Origin of the sequence: Streptomyces sp. NPDC008163 (assembly GCF_042956885.1) — a bacterium.
In the GTDB taxonomy this organism is placed as follows: Bacteria; Actinomycetota; Actinomycetes; order Streptomycetales; family Streptomycetaceae; genus Streptomyces; species Streptomyces drozdowiczii_A.
Window position 1 is genome coordinate 68,068 of the sequence record NZ_JBIBHG010000013.1, and the last position, 22,246, is coordinate 90,313.

Below are 22,246 nucleotides of genomic sequence, written 5' to 3' on the forward strand. Positions count from 1 at the left end.
ATGCGCGCAGGACGCACCGGCCGCGGTGGCGTCACGCGGCCGGGCGGTGGGGCGTATTCCTGCGGTCAGGCGGCGAGTTCGCCGGCCTGGAGCTGCCAGAGGGATGCGTAGAGCCCGTGCTGGGCGAGGAGTTCGTCGTGGGTGCCCTGCTCGGCGACGATGCCGCCCTTGTCCAGGACGAAGATGCGGTCGGCGTGGCGGACCGTGGAGAGGCGGTGGGCGATGACGATCATGGTCCGGTCGGCCGCGAAGGTGTGCAGCGTGCGCTGAATGGCGGCCTCGGTCTCGTTGTCCACGGCGGAGGTGGCCTCGTCCAGGATGACGACCGGCGAGTCCTTGAGGATCGCGCGGGCGAGGGCGATGCGCTGCCGCTGGCCGCCGGAGAGTGCGGTGCCGCGTTCACCGATGAGGGTGTCGTAGCCGTTCGGCAGGGTCGTGATGAAGGTGTGGGCCTCGGCCATGGCGGCGGCCCGGACGACGGCCTCGTCGGGGGCGCCGAAGCTGCCGTAGCGGATGTTGTCGGCGATGCTGCCGTCGAAGAGGAACGGGTCCTGGGCGACGAAGCCGATGGCGTGGCGCAGGTCGTGTCGGCGCAGGTCCTGGACGTCCCGGCCGTCGAGCAGGACCCGGCCGGACTCGGCGTCCTGGAAGCGCATGAGCAGTTTGGCGATCGTCGTCTTGCCGGAGCCGGTGGCGCCGACGAGGGCGGTGACCCGCCCGGCCGGGATGGTCAGGGACAGGTGGTCCAGGGTCGCCGGGCGGCCGGGGTAGGCGAAGGTGACCTCGTCGAGAACGATCTCGCCTCGCACCGTGGGGAGTTCGAGCGTCCCTTCACCGCTGTCGGTCTCGACGGGCAGCTCGCGCAGGCGCTGGACCCGGTCGTAGGAGGCGAGGGTGCGCTGGTACTGGTCGGCGATGGAGCCGAGCCTGCTCATCCGCATGAGCAGCATCTGCGGGAGCCCGATCAGAGGGCTGAACACCTCGAAGCGCAGGGTGCCGTCGAGGACGGCGCGGCCGCCGATGAGCAGGGTGCCGGCCATCGACGCGGTGGTGCAGGCCCGGACGGTCTCGCCGTGGCGGAGAGTGCTGCGGTCGGTGCGGTGGCTGCTCTCCTGGACCGTGTCGCTCAGCTGGTCGACGCGCTCGGCCTCGTACGTCTCGGTGCAGAAGCTCTTGACGGTCGCGCCGGCTTCGAGCGAGTTGATCACCTGGCTGCCGAGCCTGGCGCGGTGTTCGCCGGTGGCGGCGTAGTCCGTCGCCGCCCTCTCCTGGTGGCGCAGCGAAAGCCAGGCGATGACCGGGATCGGGAGGAAGGCGATCCAGGCGATCTGGGGGGCCAGCAGAAGGAACGCCGGTACGAGCAGGGCCAGGCTGGTGCCGAGTTGCAGTACGTCGTTGGCGGGCCCCGCGAAGAAGGCGCCGAGCTGGCCGACGTCGTTGGTGAGGGTGCCGGCCACCCGGCTGGTCCGTTCGCCCTCCAACTGGCTCAGTTCGAGGTGCTGGACGTGTCGGTAGGTGCGGGCGCGCCAGTCGTGCTCGATGTCCTGGCCGAGTCGGCGCCATTGGAGGTTGGAGGCGTACGAGAGTCCGGCGACGGCGGCGCAGGCCGCGGCCACCAGTGCGGCCAGTCCCCAGAGTTGGGCGGATGCCGTGGTCAGGCCGAGGCCGGCCAGCGGTGCCGCCTCGCCCTTGATGAGGACCAGGCCGGTCCATCCGAGGAAGGTGCCGAGCGCCATCTCCGCGGCCTGGCAGGCGACGGAGAGGGCGGCGGCCCGGTAGAGCCGGGGGCGATGCGGTCCGACGATCTCCAGCAGCGGGTGGCCCTCGGCGTCCGGCCCGGCCGCCTCGGCGGTGCCGCGCCACGCCTTCCGCAGGACGACCGCGGTCGCCGCGGCCACTCCGCCGACGGCCACCAACTGCCGTGTCAGGGGCGATCCCTTGACGAGTGCGGTCCCGGCCGCGACTCCACCGCCGACGGCGAGCACCGGCCGGACGACCAGGCCGCTGTCCGCCCGGCGCGCGGGCGCGGGCCGGTCCGTAGCCACTCGTCCCGTACCGGTCGCCTCCCGCGCGAGCCGGGTGACGGTGCGGCTGATGACGCGGCCCACGTCCGTGGCGCACAGCCGCCCGTCGTGCCGGACGAGCACCCTGCCGGTGACCGGGCTGGCCTGGGCCTCGGTGATCCCGGGGATGTGGCGCAGCGCGGCGGCGAGGATCTCGGCCGTCCGGGGGCGTCCGACGACGAGCCCGACGTCCCAGCGCTGGCGGCCCGGTGTGACCGAGCGAGGGCTCGCGGCCGGTTCCACGGAGCGGAATCCGGATGCGGCTCCCAGTAGCGATGGCATGTGTACGTTCACCTGTTTGCGGAGGTCACGGATGGTTGCGGAGGTCGCGCGGCGCCGTCACGGAGTCGACGGATCGGGGCGACGGAGCGGGAAGTGACGTGCGGAGGGGGCCCGGGGCGCAGGGCGGGGCGGCCCGAGAACGGCCGCCACCCTGGTGCGTTCCGCCGCAATCGATCGGCGGGCGCGCCCGGTGGCGGCCGCGGGTCGCACAGGCCGTCAGTGCGTCTTTCCGGCGGCGCTCTCGGCGGTCGCGCGGATCTTCGGGGCCCTTCGGTCCCCCTTGGCACCGGCCCCGGTCGCGTGCTGACCGGGCACGGAGTGGCCCTCGGTGTCGCCGGCGGCGATCTGCGCGGCGACCACATCGGCGGCGACCTCGGCCGCGAGGTCATGGATGTTCTCCCCGGCCTCGTGGGCCGCCTTCTTCACCTCCATCGCGATTCCGACGGACGCTTTGACGACTCCGCCCACCAGTGGCTTCAGCAGACGCTTGGCCAGCGGCGCGACGATGAGTCCGACGAGAAACGGCGGTACTACAGGCGGCATGACGCTCCATCCTCTCCACGCATACGTATGACAGGGAACCCGGGCACGACGAGAATGGGAGCGACGCGCGGCCGGGGTGGAAAAAGGAATTCCGTTTCGAGATCCGGTGCGGTCCCGGTGAATCCGGTGCCGGGCCGGAAATCGAATTCCCGGACGTTGGAACACGCCGTCCGATCCCTTGATCACGGTAGTCGAACGACGCCCACCTGGGCCAAATGGATTCATCCGGGTTCACTCGTGTGAGTGTCCGTGGCCATTTCTCGTGTCCGGAATTAAGCGCACCCCCGCACGCCTTGAGAGCGATTATCCGACTATCTTTTTCGGAACATGCTGGCCGGCACATGCCCCGGCGCCCCCGCCCCGACTCATAAGGGTGAATCAGGACCGGCCGCCCGCATGGCCGCGACCGCGTCCGGCCACCATGGCGCCATGCTCCGACGCACCCCGCCGGCCGTCCTGACGGCCGCGCTCACCGCCTCGGTCCTCGCGCTGAGCGGCTGCGGCGGCGTCGCCCGCTCCTCGACGACCACCCCCCTGGTGGACCGCGGCACCGTCCGGATCGCCGAGGCCGGCGAGACGCCGAGCTTCGACCCGTACTCCACGTTCGGCGCCTCCCAGGCCCATTACGCCTACGACTCCCTGGTGAATCCCGCCCCCGACGGCGACCTGGCCACCGGCCTGGCCACGTCCTGGCGGGCCACGGCGACCACGGCGGTGTTCACGCTCCGCGCCGGCGTCACCTGCTCCGACGGCACCCCCCTCACCGCCTCGGCGGTCGCCCGGTCGCTGACCTACGCGGCCGACCCGGGCAATCAGCTCGCCGGAGCCCGTACGGTCCTGCCGAACGTCCCGTTCACGGCGCGCGCCGACGACCGCACCCGCACGGTCTCGGTGTCCTCGGCCGCCCCCTTTCCCTTCCTGATCCGCACCATCGGTCTCCTGCCGATCGTCTGCCCGGCCGGGCTGGACCGGCCCGGCTCGCTCGCCCGCGCCACGCAGGGCACCGGCCCATATGTGCTCACCCGCTACTCCCCCGGCGGGCCGTACGAGTTCACCGTCCGCGACGGCTACGACTGGGGGCCGGACGGCGCGACGACCGCCGCACGCGGCCTCCCCGAGCACATCCGGCTCTCGGTGGTGCCGCAGACCTCCACGGCGGCGAACCTCCTGCTGACCGGAGGCGTCGACATCGCGCCGGTGAGCGGACCCGACCGCGCCCGGCTCACCGGCCACGGGCTGGCCACCGCCGAGGTCGCGACCGTCATCGGGCTGACCTTTTTCAACCAGCGGCCGGGCAGGGTCCTCGCCGACCGGGCCGTGCGCCGTGCCCTGGTCTCCGCCCTCGACCGCCGGGGGCTCGCCAACGTCGCCGCGGGCGGCACGGGCAGGCCCGCCGAGGACTTCGGCGCCGAGGGGGCCGTCTGCCATGCCGACCTCGCCGCCGCCAACCTGCCCGAGCGGGACGCCGACGAGACCCTGCGGAAGGCGGGCTGGACCCGCTCGGCCGGCGGCGCGCGGACCAAGGACGGCCGCACGCTGCGGCTGCGCCTGATCACCAGCCCCGATCTCGGCCCGACCCTGGCGTCCGTGGCCGAGCTGATGGCCCGGCAGTGGACGGCGCTCGGCGCGAAGGTCGAGTTCGTCACCGAGAGCCTGCCCGCCCTGGTCAACGCGATGTACAGCACGGCCGACTTCGACGTGGTGGTCGGCAGTACGCCGGGCTTCGCCCTGCCGGCCGGCTTCATCCCGTTCTTCTCGGGCCCCGCACCCGCCGGGGGCCTGAACTTCGCCGGGGTGGCCAACCCGGAGTACGACGCCCTGGTCGCCCGGGCCCTCCGGGAGCCGGACACATCGGGATGCGCCACCTGGAACAGGGCCGCCGCCACGCTCTTCCGCTCGGCCGACGCGCTGCCGATCGCCGAGGGCCGCAGCGGTGTGTACGGCCACCGCACCACGTTCACCACCACGTTCGGCGGCCGGCTCGTCCCCACGAGCATCCGCCTCCACCAGTGAATTCCGGGGCCACCATGACCGTTCCCGCTCTGCTGCGGCACCCCTGGACGGTGTTCCTGGGACGCCGCGGCCTCCGGCTCCTCGTCTCGCTCGGCCTGGTGCTCACCGCGTCCTTCGCGATGATCCGGCTCATCCCCGGTGACCCGGTGCGGGCCGCACTCGGTGTGGACGCCGCCCCCGACCTGGTCGCCGCCCGGCGGCACGCGCTCGGGCTCGACATGCCGTTCCTGGCCCAGTACCGGCAGTATCTCGGCGGCCTCCTGCACGGCGACCTCGGGACCTCGCTGGTCACCGGGGCACCGGTCGCGGAGCTGGTCCGGACCCGGCTGCCGGCCACCCTGGAGATCGCCGGACTCGCCTTCCTGACCGCGCTCGCCGTCGCCCTGCCCGGCGGCCTGCTCGCCGCCGTCCGGACCCGCGACGGCCGCCGCCCCCGCACCGAGCTGGCGTTCACCACGGTCACCGCCGGTCTCACCGGGGTGCCCGACTTCGTACTGGCCGCCGGGCTCACCGCCCTCCTCGCCGTCGGGCTCCAGATGTTCCCGGTCGCCGGTGCGGCGGGCTTCGCCTCCCTCGTCCTCCCCGTCCTCGCGCTCTCCCTCACCCCCACCGCCGTGCTCCTGCGCATCGTCAGGGTCGAGGCCCTGAAAGTGCTGAACGAGGACTATCTGCGTACCGCCCGGAGCAAACGGCTGTCCGCCGCACGCCGTTATCTGCGGCACGCGGCACCCAACATGGCGTCCGCCGCCCTCACCGTCGCCGGGAGCCTGCTGCCCGCCCTGATCGCGGGGACAGTCCTGGTCGAGAAGGTCTTCGCCTGGCCCGGGATCGGCTCCGCGATGGCCCAGTCCGTGGTCGCGCAGGACTATCCGGTGGTCCAGGCCATGGTGCTGGTGCTCGGCACCACCGTGCTGCTCGCCGGTCTCCTGGTCGATGTGCTGCTCGCCCTGCTCGACCCCCGCTCGGCGATCCGGGAGATGTGATCATGAGCCCTGCCGCCGGACTCCGGCGCTCCCCCATGGCCTGGGTCACCGGGCTCATGCTGGCGTCGCTCGTGGTGCTCGCCGTGACCGGCCCGCTGTTGTGGGGCGCGGCGGCCGACCGCCCGGACCCGTCGGCCGTGCTCCAGGGGCCTTCGGCGGCGCACCCGGTCGGCACGGACGGACTCGGCCGGGACCTGCTGGCCCGCATCCTGACGGCTGCCCGGCCCTCGCTGCTGCTCGCGCTGTCGTCCGTTCTGCTCGGCGCGGGCGCGGGTGTGCTCCTCGGGGCCTGCACCGCTGTCCTCGGCCGGCGCGCCCGCCGGCTGGCCGCCGGGCTGATCAGCCTGTTGCTCGCGTTCCCGGCGCTGCTGGTCGCGATGTTCCTCGCGGTGGTGTTCGGCGCGGGCACGGCCGGGGCGGTACTGGCCCTCGCCGCCGCGAGTGTGCCCGGGTTCGCGCGGCTGGCCCAGACCCTCGCGGCGGGCGTGGCGGGCACCGACCACCTGGCCGCCGCCCGGGTGCTCGGGCTGGGCCGCCTCCGGCTGCTGTGGCGCCACGTCCTGCCGAACATCGCCGAGCCACTGCTCCTGAGCGTCACCACGGCGGCGGGCACCGCCCTGGTCGCGCTCTCCGGGCTGAGCTTCCTCGGACTCGGTGTCCAGCCGCCGGGCTACGACTGGGGGCAGTTGCTCAGCCAGGGGCTCGACCGGATCTACGCCGAGCCGCTGCCCGCGCTCGCCCCGGGCCTGGCGCTGCTGTACGCGGCGCTGACGTTCCAGCTGCTGGGCGAGGTCCTGGCCGGGGGCGCCGCCCGGCGCGGCCCGGTGGTGCGCATCCCGGGTCAGCGGTCGGGGTCGAGCGGCCCGGCCGAGGAGACGTCGAGCGCTCCCGCCGAGGAGGGGCAGGTCCTCCAGGTCGACGGCCTCACCGTCGAGCTGCCGACCCCCGCCGGCCCGGTCCGCCCGGTGCGCGGGGTGAGCCTCTCGCTGGGGCGGGGCGAGATCGTCGGACTGGTCGGCGAGTCGGGGTCGGGCAAGTCGCTGACGGCACTCGCCGTCGCCGACCTGCTCCCGTACGGTGCCCGGGTCTCCCGGCGTACGCTGCGGCTGCTCGGCACCGACCTCGGCGCGCTGTCCCGGAAGGAGCGGGACCGGCATCTCGCGACGGGTCTGTCGATGATCTTCCAGAACCCGGCATCGGCGCTCAATCCGTCGCTGCGGATCGGCACCCAGCTCACCGAGGCGGTCAGGGCCCATCGCGGGGCGAGCCGCGCCGAAGCCGGCGCGCAGGCCGCCGAGGCACTGCGCCGCGTCGGCCTGTCCCCGTCGTTGCTGCGCGCCCGCCCGTACGAGCTCTCCGGCGGCCAGCGCCAGCGGGTGATGATCGCCGCCGGGCTGATGGTGCGGCCGGGGCTGATCATCGCGGACGAGCCGACGACCGCGCTCGATGTCACCGTGCAGCGGCAGATCACGCGGCTGCTCACGGACATCCGGCGGGACACCTCCGCCGCGATCCTGTTCATCAGCCACGATGTCGCGCTGGTCGCCGAGTTCTGCGAGCGGGTGCTGGTCATGTACGCGGGCACACTCGTCGAGGCCCTGCCCGTGGGCCGGCTCGCCGCGGGCGCCCGGCACCCCTACACCCGGGAGCTCGTCGCATCGGTCCCGGACCTCACCGCCGACCGCGGCCGTCCGCTGCCGACGATCGAGGGCGCCCCGCCCGATCCCCTCGCGCCCTCCCCCGGCTGTGCCTTCGAGGCCCGCTGTCCGCTCCGCCGGGACCGCTGCGCCGAGCAGGCCCCGCCGCTGGACGACCTGGGCGCCGGCCACCGGGTCGCCTGCTGGTATCCGCTGCCGGTGACGGCGGCCCCGGAGAAGGTGACCGCGTCGTGACGGCCCTTCGGGTGGACGGCCTCACCGTCCGGCGCACCGGCCCGCGGGGCTCGTTCGCCGCCGTGGACCGGGTGTCGCTGGAGATCGCGCCGGGCACGACGCTGGGTCTCGTCGGGGAGTCGGGCTCGGGGAAGTCCACCCTGGCGGCTGCGATCGTCGGGCTGGTGCCGGTGCGGGCCGGTCGGATCCTGGTCGACGGCGAGGAGGTCCGCACCCGCACCGTCCGGGACCGGCGTCGGCTGGGCCGCCGGGTCCAGGTGGTGCTCCAGGATCCGGACACCGCGCTCGATCCCCGTATGACCGTCCGTCAGGCGCTGGCCGAGGCCGCCACGGTGTTCCGCCGGCTCGACCGGGCGGGGCGCGCGGAGCGTGTCGCCGAGCTGCTGGACCTGGTCGGTCTGGACGCCGGGCTCGCGGACCGGCTGCCCCGGCAGCTGTCCGGGGGCCAGCGCCAGCGGGTCGCCCTGGCCCGGGCGCTGGCCGTCGGGCCGAACCTGCTGATCGCCGACGAGATCACCTCGGCGCTGGACGTCTCGGTACAGGCGTCCGTCCTGAACACGGTCCGCCGGCTTCAGCAGGAGCTCGGTCTGTCCATGTTGTTCATCGGCCACAATCTTCCGGCGGTCTGCCATGTCTCCGACGCGGTGGCGGTGATGCGGCAGGGCCGCATCGTGGAGAGCGCGCCCACCGGGACACTTCTGCGCGCACCGGCGCACCCGTATACCCGGACGCTGCTGGAATCCGTACCGGTCCTGCGCACTCCCCCGGCCGGCAAAAAGACCCCGTGACCACCAGGGACGAATTTCCGCCATCTTCAGTGTCAAGCCGTCGCGCAATTCCTCACGCGCACGGATTACGGCGCACTTTTCCTGCTGTTCTCCGTGAGACGATGCGGCGGCTTCGGAATGCGACGGGGCCTTTCTCGAACCGCTTTCGAAAGGTACGGAACATGGGAGTTCTCGCGCCCGGCCAGACCCTGCCCCACCAGCCCCTGTCCGACCGGCCCCTGTCCCATCAGACCGGTGCCGGCCTGTCCGTGCCGTTCGCCGTCGCCGGGACCGGGATGCACCTGCCGCCGACGGTCGTCACCAATCAGGAGCTGACGCGCACCCTGGACACGAGCGAGGCGTGGATCACCAGCCGCACCGGCATCCGTGAACGCCGCTGCCTGGCACCGGATCTGGCGACCTCCGACATGTGCGTCGCCGCCGCGCGCCCGGCGTTGGAGGCGGCCGGGGTGGAGCCGGCCGGACTGGACGCGGTCGTCGTCGCCAGTTACACCGGCGACCAGCCGCTCGTGTCGACCGCGCTGATCGTCAAGGACGCCCTCGGCGCCCATCGTGCCCTGTCGCTGGACGTCACCCAGGCCGCCTGCGCCTCGGGCATCCAGGCCGTGCTGCTCGCCGCGCACCTCCTCCAGAACCCCTCCATCGGCACGATCCTGGTCCTGGCGGCCGACTGCGCGTCCAGGATCACCGACCCCGCCGACCGCACGACGCGCGTCTTCTTCGGGGACGCCGCGGCGGCCGTCGTCCTCACCCGCAGCGAGACGCCCGGGGCCGGACTGCTCTCGTACGACCTGGGCTCCCAGCTCTCGTACGACGTCCAGATCCCCGCCGGCGGCTCCCGGCTGCCGGCGAGCAGCGCCACGGTCGCCGCCGGGGGGCACTATCTGCAGATGGACGGGCGCGCCGTCTGGAACACCGCGACGACACGCCTCCCCGAGAGCATCCGCAGCGCCACCCACCGGGCCGGGGTGCCGGTCGGCCAGGTCCGGCACTTCTTCCTGCACCAGGCCAACGTGAACATCCTCGACGAGACCCTGAACACCCTCGGTGTCCCCCGCGAGCGCGCCGCCGTCACCATCGACCGGCTGGGCAACACCGGCTCGGCAGGCGTGTTCACCGCACTGCACACCACGGTGACCGAGGGCGCCCTGCTTCCGGGGGACGTCTATGTGCTGTCCGCCATCGGCGCGGGCTTCCAGTGGGGCACCCTCTGTCTGCGGCACGCCTGAGTCGGCTTGCCCGGTGGCGCGTTCACGGACGAGTGAACTCCCGGCCGTCCCGTGGTGCGCCCTCCCCCGCGCCCGCAAGCATGGGCGCATGATCGTCAATCGCTCCGGGGCCGAACGGGCCGCCCAGGCACGGGCGGCCGAAGCCCAACTCGCCGACGACGGAATCGAGGGGGTGGTGTTCGGCTGGGTCGACAACGCCGGGCTCACCCGGGTGAAGTCCGTCCCCGTGGGCCAACTCGCTCACACCGCGGAGTTCGGCGTCGGCGCCGTGCCCTGCTTCGACTACGCGCTGGTGGACGACTCCTTCACCTCCGCGGCCTCCAGCACGGGCCCGGTGGGCGACCTGCGGCTCGTCCCCGATCTCGACAGGCTCACCCCCCTCGCGGCCCAGCCCGGCTGGGCCTGGGCGCCTGCCGACCGCTACACCCAGGCCGGATCCCCGCATCCCGGCTGCCAGCGCGGCTTCGCCCGCCGGGCGGCGGAGGCCGTCGAACGGCGCGGACTGGCGGTGCGGGCCGGGATCGAGATCGAGTGGGTGGTGGCCGACGCCGCCGGGGATCCGGCGACAACCGGACCCGGTTTCGGCATGACCCGCTTCATCGAGCGATCGGACTACCTCCGCGATGTACTGCGCGCCCTCACCGCACAGGGGCTCACGGTGTCGCAGCTCCATCCCGAGTACGCCGTCGGGCAGTTCGAGGTCTCCGTGGCCGCCGAGGAACCGGTCGGGGCGGCCGACACGGCGATGCTGGTCCGCCACACCGTCCGGGCCGTCTCCGCACGGCACGGCCTGCGCGTCTCGTACGCCCCCGTCTTCACCGAGGGCGCGCTCGGCAACGGCGGGCACCTCCACCTCAGCCTCTGGCGGGCGGGCCGCAACCTGGGCCACGGCGGCTCCGGCCCGCACGGATTGCACCCCGAGGCGGAGTACTTCCTGGCGGGCGCTCTGGCGGAACTGCCCGCGCTGCTCGCCCTGGGCGCACCGGGCGTCGCTTCCTATCTGCGCCTGGTTCCGGCCCACTTCGCGGGGGCGTACCGGTGCTGGGGCCACGAGAACCGTGAGGCGGCGCTGCGTCTGGTCACGGGTTCGGCAGCCGGGCAGGCGAACGCCGAGTTCAAGTGCTTCGACGCCGCCGCCAACCCGTATCTGGCGGTGGGCGGGGTGCTGGCCGCGGGGCTCGCCGGCATCGACGCCGGACTGCCGCTCCCTCCCGAGACGAGGGGCGACCCGGCCGCCCTCGCCACCGCGGAACGCCTCCCGATGAGCCTGTCCGAGGCGGCCGACGCGTTCGAGAAGTCCGCGCTGCTGCGGCAGGCGCTGGGACGAGAGCTGTACGAGGCGGTCTTGGCGGTACGGCGGGCGGAGGCGGACCTGTTCGCGGGATGTGCGGACGCGGAGGTCATCGGGGCGACGCGCTGGCAGTACTGACGATCTGTCAGCGCCACTGGTCCAACCCCCGCACCATGTAGACCGCGTCCGGCCCGTAACTCGCTGGCAGCGGAGTTCCGGGCCGGAGGCGGTAGCCCAGCCCGGACCACATCACCCCGGTGCCGTGCACGGCCACCAGGGAGAGGGTCCGGTATCGGGCCGCCCATCCGGCCGCTTCCAGGTGCTCCTGCATCCGGCGGGCCAGACCGCGGCCGCGTACCCGCTCGGCGATCGCCAGATCGTGGAGGTGCAGATTGCCGCCCACCGTCCCGCCCTCCTCGGCCAGGCTCAGGTCGGGGCAGCGGCCGAGCGGGTACGGCAGGGCGAGCAGGTATCCCCCGAAGGCCCCGTCGGCGTCCAGCACGAAGCACGTCTGCGGTGATGCGCGGTGCCGGGACCGCAGCGCCTCCTCCCCCTCGGACAGGCCACCGGCCGAGTAGGCGCGTCGCTCCAGCGCGACCACCTCTTCCCAGTCCTCTTCCCGGAGCGGGCGAATCGTCGCGGAGTCCGTCATGCGCCACCGACACAGGTGTACGGCAGGGGTGCGAAGCCGTTGAAGCCCCGCGTGGTGTAGGCGGTGGCGTACGCACCGCAGGAGTGGATCCAGACCGGGTCGCCGGAGGCCACCGCCCGGGGAACGCGGACCGCGCCGCCCTCCCGTGCGTACGCGTCATCGCTGTCGCAGGTCGGCCCGGCCACCAGGGCCTCGGCGAATCGTCCACCGGGATGGGTCGGGAACTCCAGCCGGTAACGCAACTGGTCCATCTCGTACAGGCCGTTGAACTTTCCGCAGCTGAGGTAGAGCCAGTCCTCGCGGATGCCGTCGAGCCGTCGGCGGGAGGTGAGCCGGGCCACGTGGGCCCGGATGGCACCGTGGTCGGCGACCAGGTGCCGGCCGGGTTCCAGCAGGAAGCGCAGGGGGCCCGCGTTGACGGCGGCCAGCCGTTCCATGCCGTCGCGGATCACCCGGAACATCTTGTCGATCGGCGGTTCCAGCGGCCGCCCCCACCGGTCGAGGACACCGAGCGCCGGCAGTCCGCCGCCGAGATTGATCCGGTCCGGCACGATGCCCCGGCGGTTGAGCGCGTCCAGCAGGGCGGCCAGCGTCTCGATCGCCTCGGCCCATGCCTCCGCCGTCATCTGCTGCGAGCCGACGTGCACCGAAAGCCCGGACGGCACCAGGCCGGCGGTCCGGGCGGCTCCGAGTACGCGCAGGGCGTCCTCGGGCGAGCAGCCGAACTTGTGGCTGAGCCCCCACAGCGCGCCGTTCCCGCTGGTGGAGACCCGGCAGAACACCCGTGACCCGGGGGCGTGCCGGGCGATCGCGGCAACGTCCTCGCGGCTGTCGGTGGCGAAGTCCCGTACGCCCAGGCGGTACGCCCCGGCGATGTTGCGGTCGGACTTGACGGTGTTGCCGTAGTGGATGAGACCCGGCTCCACCCCGGCGCTCAGCGCCTGGGCGATCTCCTGCGGACCGGCCGCGTCGAAGCCGGAGCCCAGCCGGGCGAGGTGGCCGACGACCTCGTCCAACGAGCATGCCTTCATCGCGAACCGCACTTCCACGCCCGGGAGTCCGGTGCGCAGAGCGGTGTACTGGCGCCCGATGCCGTCCAGGTCGTACACGAGGGTGTCCTCGGACGCGGCGGCCAGCGCGGCGCGCAGCGCGGAGCGCTCGGTCAGGGTGTGCCCGCCGGTTCTCCCCCGGTCAACCGCCCGGCGCTGCGCGGCGATCTGACGGGTGTCGGAGCACTGAGGCGTCACGTACGAACTCCCAATCCGGTGGATGAACGGCGCCACGTTGCTTCTGGCAGCCACGGGTGAAGGAGGGGGCGCCCGGCCGGGCCAGGACATCCGTCCGGAATTCCCCCCTCGCCACACTCTAGGGGGGTATGGGGCCACGTCGGTCCGGCGTCGGGGGCGCAGCGGTGTGCGGCGCCGGTGCGGCGCCCGCCCCCTGCGCGGTGAACCACCCGAAGGGCATCGGTGCGCGCCGCCACGGCCTTGACGATCAAGGCCCGACCGGTGCCGCACTGCTCTCCTGCAGGGGGAGCCGGACAGGGGCAGCCTTTTCTCACCGTCTACATTTACGTAGACTCCGCGCACCTCCACTCGGCGGGGAGGCCGTCTTCCTCAAGCCCGTACGTGACATCGGTGGTGCATGCCCGTGAACCCAGCCCCGACCGCGCCGTCGCCGGTCAACGCCCCGCTCGGCCGGGTGATCCGTCACGGAGGGAGCTGATGTGTGCGAGCCACCGGCCCGAGGCCGATGCGGTCCAGGCGGCGGCGCCGGGGGCCGAGCGTGCGCTGGCCTGGCTGGAGGCTCGTGACGAGGCCGTCGAGCCTTTCCGTGCGGCGTTGGGGGAACTGCCTGCCGAACGGGACGACCGCCTGGCCCGTATGGGCGACATCCTTCAGGCGACAGCACAGGGGCTCGGGCCGCGGGCGGCCGCGGTGTGGGCCGGGATACCCGAACACCTCCTCGGCCAATGGCTGGCACACGACGCGGTCTTCGCTTCCGCCGTGCAGGCGGCCGCCTCCCTGGCCTCGGCCAACGGCACGGAACCGGGCGGACGAAGAACTCCGGCGATGGTCCGCGTCGTGATCCTGGCCATGAGCAGGGGTGCGTCCTGGTCGGCGGCTGCGGAGACCGCGGGGATCACCGGCTCCGGACTCCGCCAGATGTGGCGGAACTCCCCCGTGCTGGTGGCCCTGGTGGACGCCGCGAGACACGGACGGCCGCGCCGCGCCGGCAGCTATGTGCCGCCGTCCCGCCGGCCCCGGAAACCGGGGGGTGCCACCCCGGCCACGGGGTACCGGCTCGTGCGGCGCGACGCCCCTTGAGGCCCCGGTCAGCCCGCCTTGCGCGTGAACTCGCTCGTGTACGTCTTCTCCAGGTCGATCGTGGCGTTCTTCAGGTTCGGGTTGAAGGACTTCAGGACCCGCTGCACCGTCGCGGGCCCGTCGGCGGGCATCAGTCCGTCCTTCGTGAACATGGGCAGGGTGCTCTCGATCGCCTTGGCGTACAGGCCGTCGCCGCCCTGCGCGTAGTCGCCGGGCATGCGCGCGGCGATCTCCTGCGCACTGTGTGCGGACATCCACTTCAGCGTGCGTACAAAGGCGTTGGCGAGTTTCTGGACGGTGTCCTTGTGGGAGTTCACCCAGTCGGTGTTCATGTAGAGACTCGACGACGGATACAGGCCGCCGAGCGCCTTCTCGGAGCCCTCGGGGGTGCGCATGTCCACGAGCACCTTGCCGAGCTTCTTGTCGAGGATGTGCGCGACGGTCGGGTCGGTGGTCATGCCGCCGTCGATGGAGCCCTGCTCCAGTGCGGAGATGAAGGTCTGTCCCGCACCGACCGCGACGTTGCTGAACTTGTCCGTGGACACCCCGTCGTGGACGCCGAGGTATTTGGTGAGGAAGTCGGTGGAGGAACCCAGGCCGGTGACACCGAGTTTCCTGCCCGCGAAGTCCTTCGGGGACTTCAGGCTGCCGGCCGCTTTGTTCGACACGATCTCGACCTCGCCGGGGGTCTGGGCGAGCTGGACCACGGACTCGACCTGCTTGCCCTTGGTCTGCAGGTCCAGGGTGTGGTCGTAGAAGCCGACGACTCCCTGGACGTTCCCGGCGACCAGGGAGGTGGTGGCGTCGATGCCGGCGGGTTCGCTGAGGAGTTCGACGTTGACGCCCTCGTCCTTGAAGTAGCCGAGGCGCTGGGACAGCATCGCGGGCAGGTAGATGACCTTGTCGATGCCTCCCACCATGATCTTGACCTTGGGGCCCTTTCCTCCGGAGGATCCGCCGTCGGCGGCGTTGGAGGAGACCTCGTCGGCGCAGCCGCTGAGCGCGGCGAGCGCGGCCAGGGCCACGGCGGCGGCGGTGAGGGTGGTGGCCGGGGTGCGACGGGACATGTGCGGCTCCTGAATGCGGTACGAACGGGGGCGGGAGGGTCTGGGCCCTGTCGTCACATTGCCGTCGTCCGCCCGGCAGACGGGAATGTGACGACAGGGTCTAGGCGGCGGGCTTCCAGCGGAAGAGCTTGCGTTCGAGGAAGGTGAGCAGGCCCTCGGCGAGCAGCGCGACGACGGCGAGGATGACCATCGCGGCGTACACACCGGCGGAGTTGAAGGTGCCCTGCGAGGCGGAGACGAGCAGGCCGATGCCCTTGGTGGCGCCGATGTACTCGCCGACGATGGCGCCGATCAGGGCGAAGCCGAAGCTGACGTGGAGGCTGGTGAAGATCCACGAGGTGGCGGCGGGGATGACCACCTGGAAGGTGACCTGGCGGTCGCGGGCGCCGAGGATGCGGGCGTTGTCGATGAGGTGGCGGTCGACCTCCCGGGCGCCCTGGAAGGCGTTGAAGAAGACCGGGAAGAAGACGAGGACGACGGCGGAGGCGACCTTCGACGCCGGGCCGAGGCCGAACCAGATGAGGAAGATCGGGGCCAGGACGATACGCGGCAGCGCGTTCAGCACCTTGATGTACGGGCCCAGTACGTCGGCCAGGAACCGGACGCGGCCGAGCGCGATGCCGAGCACCACGCCGCCGATGACGCCGACGACCCAGCCGAGCAGCGCCTCGTAGAGCGTGTACCAGATCTGTTCGAGCAGCGAGCCCTGCGGGGTGCCGTGCAGCGCCCACTGCTGGATCTGGTGCCAGATCTTCGACGGCATCGAGAAGTTGAACGGATCGATGATCCCGGCGCGCGAGAACCATTCCCAGACGCCGAGTACGAACACCAGGACGGCGGCCCGGGTCAGCAGGACGACGCTCCGGCGACGCCGTGCGGCACGGGCACGCTCCTCGGTGCGGGCCGATGGGGTGGCTTCGTCCGGGTGCGGTGTCGTGGCGGACTTCGTCACGGCCGGTCCGGCGGTGAGGTCAGGCGACATTCCGGGCACCCCTCTCGCGCGTGATGCGGACTTCCTCGCCCAGTGAGGACCAGATCTCGCGGTAGATCTCCACGAAGCGCGGCTCCAGGCGGACCGACTCGACGCGGCGCGGGCGCGGCAGATCGATCGTGAAGACCTCCTTGACCGTGGCCGGGCCCGCCGTCATGACGACGACCTTGTCGGCCAGCGCGATGGACTCCTCCAGGTCGTGGGTGACGAAGACGACGGAGGAGCCGGTGCCGGCCCACAGCTCCATCAGCTCGTCCGACATGAGGGCGCGGGTCTGCACGTCGAGCGCGGAGAACGGCTCGTCCATGAGCAGGATCGACGGGTCGTTGACGAATGTGGCGGCCAGGGCGACGCGCTTGCGCTGACCGCCCGACAGCTGGTGCGGGTAGCGGTCCTCGAATGCGCTCAGCCCGACGCGGGCCAGCCACTCACGGGCCCTCTCCTTGGCCTCGGCCCTGGGCACGCCGCGGAAGCGGGGCCCGGCCATCACGTTGGACAGGACGGTCCGCCAGGGAAACGTGGCGTCCTGCTGGAAGACGAAGCCGACTTTCCGGTCGATGCCGCGCACCGGGGCGCCCGACAGCATCACGTCGCCCTCGGTCGGCTCCTCCAGCCCGCTGACGAGGGTGAGCGTGGTGGACTTGCCGCAGCCGGTGGGGCCGACGACGGCGACGAACTCGCCCTGCTGAATGGTCAGATCGAGATCGTGGACGGCGGTGTGGAGGGTGCCGGACGGGGTCCGGAACGCCTTGCGGACCCCGCGCAGTTCGATGGCCGGGCTGGATGGACTTGTCATGCCGGGGACGTTAGGAACAGCAGGCCGGGCCGGGAAGTTTTGGCCCGCAACCGCGGCAATTTCCCGTAAACGCGATTCTGCGCATTGTGCCGACCGCATCCGGGCCCGCTGCCGTCGGGGCTCTTCCCCGGCCGCGGCGGCGACGGTTACGGTGCGCTCACCCCGGCGAAACATTTGGTCGTACGGGCGATTCCCCGAAAGCAGGTGTCATAGGTGGCCCGCTTGCGCGTCGGCTGGCCGAGGCAAGTATTCGCCCAGGTGCTGGTCGTGCAGTTGCTGATCACCACCGGGGTGCTGCTCCTGCTCACCGGTCTGTTCCTCCAGCCGCTCCGTACCCAGCTCGACGACCAGGCCGAGCACGAGGCCCTGGCCATCGCCCAGACCACGGCGGCCGATCCGGAGATCGCCGCGGGTCTGCTGTCGAGCACTCCCGATCCGGCCGGGCCCGTGCAGCGGCAGGCCGAACGCACCCGGAGGGCGACCGGCGCCCTCTACGTCGTGGTGATGGACCTGCGCGGGATCCGCTGGTCCCACACGGACGTACGTCAGGTGGGCCACCGGGTGTCGACGGACCCGTCCACCGCCCTGCACGGCCGCGTCGTTCTGGAGGTGGACCGGGGCACGCTCGGCACCTCGGCGCGGGCGAAGGTCCCGCTCCGCGACGGCGCGGACCGGGTCATCGGGGCCGTCTCGGTGGGCATCGCCTACTCCGGCGTACAGGAGCGCCTTCTGGCGGCGCTGCCCGGACTGCTGCGGTACGCGGGCACGGCGCTCGCGGTCGGAGCGGGCGCGGCGTTCCTGGTGGCCCGGGTCCTGCGCAAGCGCACGCACGGGGTGTCCGTCGCCGATATCGCCGCGCTGCTGTCGGAGCGCGAGGCGATGCTGCACGCCGTACGGGAGGGGGTCATCGCGCTCGACCGGCACGAGCGCGTACGGCTGGTGAACGACGAGGCATCCCGTCTGCTCGCGCTGAAGGAGGGCGCGGAGGGCCGGCCGCTCGGGGAGGTCCTTCCGCCCGGGCGCTCCCGCGACGTCCTGACCGGCCAGGTCACCGGGCGGGACCTGCTGACGGTCCGGGAGAGCCGTGTGCTCATCGCGAACCGGATGCCCACCCCCGACGGTGGCGCCGTCGTCACCCTGCGGGACCGTACGGAGGTGGAACTGCTGGGCCGCGAGCTCGACTCCATCAAGGGCCTGCTGGACGCGTTGCGCGCGCAGGACCACGAGCACGCGAACCGGCTGCACACGGTCCTCGGCTATCTCGACCTGGACATGCCGGAGCGGGCCCGTGATTACGTCGCCGGCCTCACCCATGCCCGTCGCGCGTCGGCGGACAGCTTCGCGGAGCGCGTCCGGAATCCGATGGTCTCGGCGCTCCTGGTCGGAAAGGCGGCCATCGCCGCCGAGCGGGGTGTGAGCCTGCGCCTGTCGGACCGCAGCCAGCTGCCCAGCCGGCTGGTCGAGGTCCGGGACATCGTGACGGTGCTGGGCAATCTCATCGACAACGCACTCGATGTCGTCGGGGGGCGCGCCACGCGGCCCGCGGTGGAGGTCGAGGTCTTCGTGGAGGCGGACACGGTCGTGGCGCGTGTCAGCGACAACGGTCCCGGAGTTCCCGTGGAACTGCGCGAAGCGATCTTCGAAGAGGGGTGGAGCACCAAGGAGTCCCCGCACCACCGGGGCCGCGGGCTCGGCCTGGCCATGGTGCGCAGCCTCGCCGAGCGTTACGGCGGCACGGCCCGCATCGCCGCCCGGGCCGGCGGCGGCGCCGTGTTCACCGTCACGTTCCCCGCCATCGTCACCGGACCAGCAGCCCGCACACAGCCCGCCCCGGCAGGAGCCCACCGTGATTGACGTCCTGGTGGTCGACGACGACTTCCATGTCGCGGAGATCAACGCCGCCTACGTCGACAAGACGGCCGGCTTCCACGTGGTGGGTACCGCCCACACCGCCCTGCAAGCCATGCACAAGCTGGAGAACGGGCATGTCGACCTGCTGCTGCTCGACCACTACCTCCCCGACCGGAACGGTCTGGATCTCGTACGTCTGATGCGGCAGAGGGGCATGCGCAGCGACGTCATCATGGTGACCGCCGCGCAGGACGTCGAGGTGGTGGAGGCCGCACTTCGCTACGGCGTGCTGCACTACCTCGTCAAACCGTTCACCCTGGACGGCCTGCGTTCCCGGTTGAACAGCTACACGGAGCTGCGGCGCAGCCTCCAGGACGCGGGCACCGTGTCGAGCCCGGGCCAGCAGCAGATCGACCGCATCTTCGGAACCGTACGAGGGCCGGCGACCACGCCCACACCGTCGGCGAAGGGCTGGTCGAGGCCCACCGCGGATCTGATCCGGCGGGTCATCGACCGGGCCGAACACCCCCTGTCGGCCCAGGACGTGGCCGCCCGGGCCGGTATCAGCCGGTCGACGGCCCAGCGCTACCTGCGCCACCTCCAGGAGAAGGGGACGCTCCAGCTGTCCCTGCGTTACGGGGACGCCGGACGGCCGGAGCACCGGTACACCCGTACGGCGGGGCCGCTGAAGCCGACGGATCAGACGCGTTCATGAGGTGATCAGCAGACGCAGACGGGTCCGGGCGAAGAGTCCGGCCACCGCCCGCGTGCCGGGACCAGAGCAGGGCCGGCGACCAGGACACCGCGGCGCCGACGGCGAGACCGGCGAGGACGTCGTGCGGGTAGTGGGCGCCGACCCAGACGCGGGAACCGGCCATCGCCAGCGCGGTGAGGGACGCGATCACGCCGAGACGGACCGAGACGAACCACAGGGCGACGGCCGCGGCGGCGGCCAGCGTGGCGTGGTTGCTGGGGAAGGACCAGTCGCCGGGCGCCGGACACGCCTCCAGCGTGATCACATGCAGGGACTGGCACGGCCGCCTCTCGTGCACCGCCTGTTTTAGCACGGTGCTCACGGCGAACGCGAGCACGGTCAGCACCGGAGCCGCGAGCGCTCGGACCGCCTGCTGTGCGTCGTGGCCGCGGGCCCGCCACCAGCCGGCCAGCATCAGGACGGCGAACAGGGCCAGCCCCCAGGTGGAGAAGGCCGAGACGAAACCGTCCAGCCAGCCGGGGGCCCCATGCGCGGCGTCGACCACTTCCCGGTACGCGTTGCCGTCGATGCCCGAGCCGTCCTGACCCGGCCCCGTCTGCGTCGTGACGGCCGGCATCAGGCGTCGCCTCCGCCGGAGCTCCGGGTGCGCAGCACTTCCAGGGCGACGGGAATGAGCGAGACGACGACGATGACGGCGATGATGGGCAGCAGATAGCGGTCGACGTCGGGGACCGAGGCGCCCAGGCCGTATCCGGCCAGCACCAGGCCCACCGTCCACACGAGTCCGCCGAGGACCTGCCAGCAGGTGAAGGTCCGCGCGGGGACGCCGAGAGCGCCGGCGAGCGGGTTCAGTACCGTGCGCACGATGGGCAGGAATCGCGCCAGCACGACGGCCTTGGCATGCCCGTAACGCTCCAGGATGTCCGATGCGCGGGCCGCGCCCTCGGCGACCTTGCGGGATTTCGTGCGGGCGAGCAGCGCCGGTCCCGCCCGGCGTCCGAGCAGATAGCCGGTCTGTGCCCCGGCCAGCGCCCCCGCCACGGCGGCGACGAGGACCCAGGGCAGGGCCAGATGGCCGGACGTGCTCGCCGAGCCTCCGGCGCACAGCAGTCCCGCGGTGAACAGGAGCGAGTCTCCGGGGAGGAAGAAGCCGATGAGCAGTCCTGTCTCGGCGAACATGACCACCGCGATTCCGATCGTGCCGAAGGTCGCGAGCAGCGACTGCGCATCGAGGAGATTCACGGCGAGCGGGAGCGGAGGTGCGGCTGGGTGCGCGAGTGGCATCGGCGCTCGGCCCTTTCGGTGGGGAGCTGGTCGGCAGTCCCGGGCGTGGGGCCGGGGACCGCTGCCGCGAGACGCTGACACAATGGCTCCGGCGTCTACACGACAGTAGTCGGTCTACAACACTGTAGACGCTCTGACGGAAAGGGCGGTGCCATGACCGACACGATGGGCGAGCGCAGGCCCGCGGGTGAACTGGAGGCCAGCGTGCTGGCCGCGCTGTGCGCGGCGGGGACTCCGCAGTCGGCCGCCGAGGTGAGGGCGGCGATACCCCAGGAGCTGGCCCGCACCACGGTGGCGACGCTTCTCGCCCGGCTGCACGAGAAGGGTGTCGTGGGGCGCACGCCCGGCCGGCGCGGCTTTCTGTACGTCGCGGTGGAGGATTCCCACGGCCTGACGGCGCGGCGGATGCATCAGGAACTGGAGCAGGACGGGGACCGCAGCATCGCACTCGCGCGGTTCGTCGAAGGGCTGAACCCCGCCGACGAGGCGGAACTCAAACGTCTGCTGGAGGGAGAGGGCCGTTGATCACTCTGCTCCTGGTCCCCCTCCTCCTGCCGTGGGCCCTGCCGCCGCTGGCCCGGCGAACCGCTGAGAAGGTGCGGCCCGAGATCGCCCTGTGGACCATCACCGGCGCCACGTCCGCTCTCGCCATCGGCGTCGTGGCGTGCCTCGGGGCGCTGCTGCTGCCGCTCGCTCTGACTCTCGCCCCGCTCCGCGCGCTCGCGGATCTCGTGCACCCGCTCGCAGCCGGGCCCCGGCTGCCGGTGCTGGGCGTGTCCGCCCTCGCGGCCGGATCCCTCGCCCTGGCCGGGTACCGGGTGGTGCGCAAGGCGGTGACCGAGGCGGCACGGTTGCGGGCGGTGCGGGCGCGTGTCGCCCGGCTGCCGGACGCCGGGGGGCTCTGTGTGCTGGACGATCCGCGTCCCGACGCCTACGCCCTGCCCGGCGGTCTGCGCGGCCCGGGCCGGATCGTCGTGACCTCCGGCATGCTACGGGCCCTGGGGCCCGCCGAACGCGAGGCGCTCCTCGCGCACGAGCGGGCCCACCTCGCCGCCCGCCATCACCTGTTCCTCTCCGTCGCGCACCTCGCCGGGCTGAGCCACCCCTCGCTGCGCGGGGTGGCCGCGCAGGTGTCGTTCGCCGTCGAGCGGTCCGCCGACGAGGCGGCGGCGCTCCGCTGCGGCGATCGCGCTCTGACCGCCCGGGCCGTGGGGCGCGCCGCGCTCGCCGTCGGCCGTGCGCCGGGCGCCACCGGCACGTCCGCGTTGGCACCGGGAGCGGCCACCGGCCCGGTTCCGGCCCGCGTCCGGGCGCTGCTGGCCCCGGCCCCGGTCCGCCGGCTGGTTCCGGCGCTGCTGGTGATGGCTCTGGTGTGCGCGGCGGCCGGCTCCTCGTCGCTCGGCGGGGCGGCGTGGCTGCACCGCGGCGTCGAGACCGCCCAGGGCGAGCATCCCCCGGAGTAGCCCGTCGGCCCGGTGT

At 72.6% G+C, this 22,246-nt stretch carries 19 protein-coding genes and 1 pseudogene; 11 read left to right on the plus strand and 9 right to left on the minus strand.

Annotated features, from left to right (window positions below):
- Positions 1–65: 65 nt before the first annotated feature.
- Complete coding sequence (locus tag ACFZAT_RS26545) at positions 66–2,345, minus strand: ATP-binding cassette domain-containing protein (RefSeq protein WP_391267882.1); 2,280 nt, start codon at positions 2,343–2,345, stop codon at positions 66–68.
- A gap of 216 nt (positions 2,346–2,561) precedes the next feature.
- Positions 2,562–2,888 carry a DUF5132 domain-containing protein gene (locus ACFZAT_RS26550; RefSeq protein ID WP_355937059.1) on the minus strand — a complete coding sequence of 109 codons (327 nt, stop codon included), beginning with the start codon at positions 2,886–2,888 and terminating at the stop codon, positions 2,562–2,564.
- Positions 2,889–3,317: 429 nt separating this feature from the next.
- Here ACFZAT_RS26550 and ACFZAT_RS26555 point away from each other — a divergent pair, with 429 nt between their 5' ends.
- The 6 genes from ACFZAT_RS26555 to ACFZAT_RS26580 all read left to right on the plus strand — a co-directional run bounded on the left by ACFZAT_RS26555 (position 3,318) and on the right by ACFZAT_RS26580 (position 11,222).
- Positions 3,318–4,901: an ABC transporter substrate-binding protein gene (locus tag ACFZAT_RS26555; protein ID WP_391267883.1), complete on the plus strand. Its 1,584-nt coding sequence runs from the start codon at positions 3,318–3,320 to the stop codon at positions 4,899–4,901.
- A gap of 14 nt (positions 4,902–4,915) precedes the next feature.
- Positions 4,916–5,884: an ABC transporter permease subunit gene (locus tag ACFZAT_RS26560; protein WP_391267885.1), complete on the plus strand. Its 969-nt coding sequence runs from the start codon at positions 4,916–4,918 to the stop codon at positions 5,882–5,884.
- A 2-nt stretch (positions 5,885–5,886) separates the two neighbouring features.
- The gene (locus tag ACFZAT_RS26565) at positions 5,887–7,776 is read left to right on the plus strand and encodes an oligopeptide/dipeptide ABC transporter ATP-binding protein (protein WP_391267886.1); all 1,890 of its coding nucleotides are present in this window, start codon (positions 5,887–5,889) and stop codon (positions 7,774–7,776) included.
- On the plus strand, positions 7,773–8,564 hold the full coding sequence (locus tag ACFZAT_RS26570; RefSeq protein WP_391267887.1) for an ATP-binding cassette domain-containing protein: 792 nt from the start codon (positions 7,773–7,775) through the stop codon (positions 8,562–8,564). The genes ACFZAT_RS26565 and ACFZAT_RS26570 overlap by 4 nt, the downstream gene beginning before the upstream one ends.
- Before the next feature lie 161 nt (positions 8,565–8,725).
- A complete protein-coding gene (locus ACFZAT_RS26575) occupies positions 8,726–9,793 on the plus strand; it encodes a beta-ketoacyl-ACP synthase 3 (protein ID WP_391267889.1) in 1,068 nt (355 codons plus the stop codon).
- 88 nt (positions 9,794–9,881) lie between these two features.
- Positions 9,882–11,222, plus strand: a complete 1,341-nt coding sequence (locus ACFZAT_RS26580) for a glutamine synthetase (protein WP_391267892.1) — start codon at positions 9,882–9,884, stop codon at positions 11,220–11,222.
- Between the two features lie 7 nt (positions 11,223–11,229).
- Here the strand turns inward: ACFZAT_RS26580 and ACFZAT_RS26585 are convergent, their stop codons facing one another.
- Complete coding sequence (locus ACFZAT_RS26585; RefSeq protein ID WP_391267894.1) at positions 11,230–11,736, minus strand: GNAT family N-acetyltransferase; 507 nt, start codon at positions 11,734–11,736, stop codon at positions 11,230–11,232.
- The gene (locus ACFZAT_RS26590; RefSeq protein WP_391268173.1) at positions 11,733–12,902 is read right to left on the minus strand and encodes a type III PLP-dependent enzyme; all 1,170 of its coding nucleotides are present in this window, start codon (positions 12,900–12,902) and stop codon (positions 11,733–11,735) included. Before ACFZAT_RS26590 ends, ACFZAT_RS26585 begins: the two co-directional genes overlap by 4 nt.
- Before the next feature lie 558 nt (positions 12,903–13,460).
- On the opposite strand from ACFZAT_RS26590, the gene ACFZAT_RS26595 reads away from it, so the two are divergent.
- The gene (locus ACFZAT_RS26595; RefSeq protein WP_391267898.1) at positions 13,461–14,063 is read left to right on the plus strand and encodes a hypothetical protein; all 603 of its coding nucleotides are present in this window, start codon (positions 13,461–13,463) and stop codon (positions 14,061–14,063) included.
- Positions 14,064–14,071: 8 nt separating this feature from the next.
- On the opposite strand, the gene ACFZAT_RS26600 is transcribed toward ACFZAT_RS26595, so the two are convergent.
- The 3 genes from ACFZAT_RS26600 to ACFZAT_RS26610 form a co-directional block, all read right to left on the minus strand.
- The gene (locus ACFZAT_RS26600) at positions 14,072–15,130 is read right to left on the minus strand and encodes an ABC transporter substrate-binding protein (RefSeq protein WP_391267900.1); all 1,059 of its coding nucleotides are present in this window, start codon (positions 15,128–15,130) and stop codon (positions 14,072–14,074) included.
- 100 nt (positions 15,131–15,230) lie between these two features.
- Positions 15,231–16,112, minus strand: a complete 882-nt coding sequence (locus ACFZAT_RS26605) for an ABC transporter permease subunit (RefSeq protein ID WP_391267902.1) — start codon at positions 16,110–16,112, stop codon at positions 15,231–15,233.
- Positions 16,102–16,917 carry an ATP-binding cassette domain-containing protein gene (locus tag ACFZAT_RS26610; protein ID WP_391267903.1) on the minus strand — a complete coding sequence of 272 codons (816 nt, stop codon included), beginning with the start codon at positions 16,915–16,917 and terminating at the stop codon, positions 16,102–16,104. Before ACFZAT_RS26610 ends, ACFZAT_RS26605 begins: the two co-directional genes overlap by 11 nt.
- 213 nt (positions 16,918–17,130) lie before the next feature.
- Between ACFZAT_RS26610 and ACFZAT_RS26615 the strand changes: the two genes are divergently transcribed.
- Entirely contained in the window at positions 17,131–18,771 is a 1,641-nt protein-coding gene (locus tag ACFZAT_RS26615; RefSeq protein WP_391267904.1) for an ATP-binding protein, read from the plus strand.
- Entirely contained in the window at positions 18,764–19,483 is a 720-nt protein-coding gene (locus ACFZAT_RS26620) for a response regulator (protein WP_391267905.1), read from the plus strand. The genes ACFZAT_RS26615 and ACFZAT_RS26620 overlap by 8 nt, the downstream gene beginning before the upstream one ends.
- On the opposite strand, the pseudogene ACFZAT_RS26625 reads toward ACFZAT_RS26620, so the two are convergent.
- Together ACFZAT_RS26625 and ACFZAT_RS26630 are read right to left on the minus strand one after the other, a co-directional pair.
- Positions 19,478–20,099: pseudogene (locus ACFZAT_RS26625) on the minus strand (phosphatase PAP2 family protein). The gene ACFZAT_RS26620 and the pseudogene ACFZAT_RS26625 overlap by 6 nt on opposite strands.
- Positions 20,099–20,767, minus strand: a complete 669-nt coding sequence (locus tag ACFZAT_RS26630; protein ID WP_391267906.1) for a VTT domain-containing protein — start codon at positions 20,765–20,767, stop codon at positions 20,099–20,101. The pseudogene ACFZAT_RS26625 and the gene ACFZAT_RS26630 overlap by 1 nt, the downstream one beginning before the upstream one ends.
- Positions 20,768–20,920: 153 nt before the next feature.
- Here ACFZAT_RS26630 and ACFZAT_RS26635 point away from each other — a divergent pair, with 153 nt between their 5' ends.
- Together ACFZAT_RS26635 and ACFZAT_RS26640 are read left to right on the plus strand one after the other, a co-directional pair.
- Positions 20,921–21,292 (plus strand): BlaI/MecI/CopY family transcriptional regulator, encoded by a 372-nt coding sequence (locus tag ACFZAT_RS26635; protein ID WP_391267907.1) that lies wholly within the window; start codon positions 20,921–20,923, stop codon positions 21,290–21,292.
- A complete protein-coding gene (locus ACFZAT_RS26640; RefSeq protein ID WP_391267910.1) occupies positions 21,289–22,230 on the plus strand; it encodes a M48 family metalloprotease in 942 nt (313 codons plus the stop codon). Before ACFZAT_RS26635 ends, ACFZAT_RS26640 begins: the two co-directional genes overlap by 4 nt.
- The last annotated feature ends 16 nt before the right edge of the window (positions 22,231–22,246 follow it).

Excerpts from the sequence above, each read along its gene's own strand:
- ACFZAT_RS26575 (WP_391267889.1), top strand. The coding sequence starts at position 8,726 with ATGGGAGTTCTCGCGCCCGGCCAGACCCTGCCCCACCAGCCCCTGTCC.
- ACFZAT_RS26555 (WP_391267883.1), top strand. The coding sequence starts at position 3,318 with ATGCTCCGACGCACCCCGCCGGCCGTCCTGACGGCCGCGCTCACCGCC.
- ACFZAT_RS26605 (WP_391267902.1), bottom strand. The coding sequence starts at position 16,112 with ATGTCGCCTGACCTCACCGCCGGACCGGCCGTGACGAAGTCCGCCACG.
- ACFZAT_RS26595 (WP_391267898.1), top strand. The coding sequence starts at position 13,461 with ATGTGTGCGAGCCACCGGCCCGAGGCCGATGCGGTCCAGGCGGCGGCG.
- ACFZAT_RS26610 (WP_391267903.1), bottom strand. The coding sequence starts at position 16,917 with ATGACAAGTCCATCCAGCCCGGCCATCGAACTGCGCGGGGTCCGCAAG.
- ACFZAT_RS26585 (WP_391267894.1), bottom strand. The coding sequence starts at position 11,736 with ATGACGGACTCCGCGACGATTCGCCCGCTCCGGGAAGAGGACTGGGAA.
- ACFZAT_RS26560 (WP_391267885.1), top strand. The coding sequence starts at position 4,916 with ATGACCGTTCCCGCTCTGCTGCGGCACCCCTGGACGGTGTTCCTGGGA.
- ACFZAT_RS26550 (WP_355937059.1), bottom strand. The coding sequence starts at position 2,888 with ATGCCGCCTGTAGTACCGCCGTTTCTCGTCGGACTCATCGTCGCGCCG.
- ACFZAT_RS26635 (WP_391267907.1), top strand. The coding sequence starts at position 20,921 with ATGACCGACACGATGGGCGAGCGCAGGCCCGCGGGTGAACTGGAGGCC.
- ACFZAT_RS26545 (WP_391267882.1), bottom strand. The coding sequence starts at position 2,345 with ATGCCATCGCTACTGGGAGCCGCATCCGGATTCCGCTCCGTGGAACCG.
- ACFZAT_RS26630 (WP_391267906.1), bottom strand. The coding sequence starts at position 20,767 with ATGCCACTCGCGCACCCAGCCGCACCTCCGCTCCCGCTCGCCGTGAAT.
- ACFZAT_RS26600 (WP_391267900.1), bottom strand. The coding sequence starts at position 15,130 with ATGTCCCGTCGCACCCCGGCCACCACCCTCACCGCCGCCGCCGTGGCC.
- ACFZAT_RS26565 (WP_391267886.1), top strand. The coding sequence starts at position 5,887 with ATGAGCCCTGCCGCCGGACTCCGGCGCTCCCCCATGGCCTGGGTCACC.
- ACFZAT_RS26580 (WP_391267892.1), top strand. The coding sequence starts at position 9,882 with ATGATCGTCAATCGCTCCGGGGCCGAACGGGCCGCCCAGGCACGGGCG.